Annotated in this window: 1 pseudogene; it reads right to left on the bottom strand. The window is 46.2% G+C overall.

The features are described from left to right. Positions 1 to 537: pseudogene (locus R7Z77_RS28080) on the bottom strand (serine protease); the annotation flags it as partial.

Raw genomic sequence — 537 nt, 5'->3', positions numbered from 1 at the left:
TACACTGTATCTTCCACAATATCTTTAGGCTTGGACTGACCTATCTCTTCAGGGCTGGTATCGTGAGAAACCAAATATTCTAGGTCGACCAACAAACCTCGCGTAGGAAAAGCAAAATCATCGAGGGTGTCTAAGCGGTAATTGGCAAACAAGCCTCTTCGCTCAAAATCTAGATTACCTACAGACGCCAATGTCGATAACTCAATGCTACCCGAAGAGTATCGACCGCCCAATCTTAACTCTTGCCACAACGTAGGCTGAATACCAATCGCTATCTCGGAAACAAACTCGGTATAAGACACTGGCAAAAAATCGTTCACCGAACTTAAACTCGAGTCATCATCACTGACTGGCAAGTTTCGCCCTTCACTGCTGTACGCCACCTTACCAGCAACAAAAAACTCTTGGCTCGACAGGACCGGAGAATACAGCTCCGCCTCAATGAGCTTATCTGTGCCCATCTCAACGTTGAGTGCCATTTCAGCACCGTGAGAGTTTAAGTTGGTAAAGTTAGTCGACATCCCTATGCCGTATTGG

The organism is Vibrio sp. 1401, from assembly GCF_033340295.1.
Note: the sequence above shows the minus strand (reverse complement) of the source record. Positions and strands in the feature narration are given on the sequence as shown.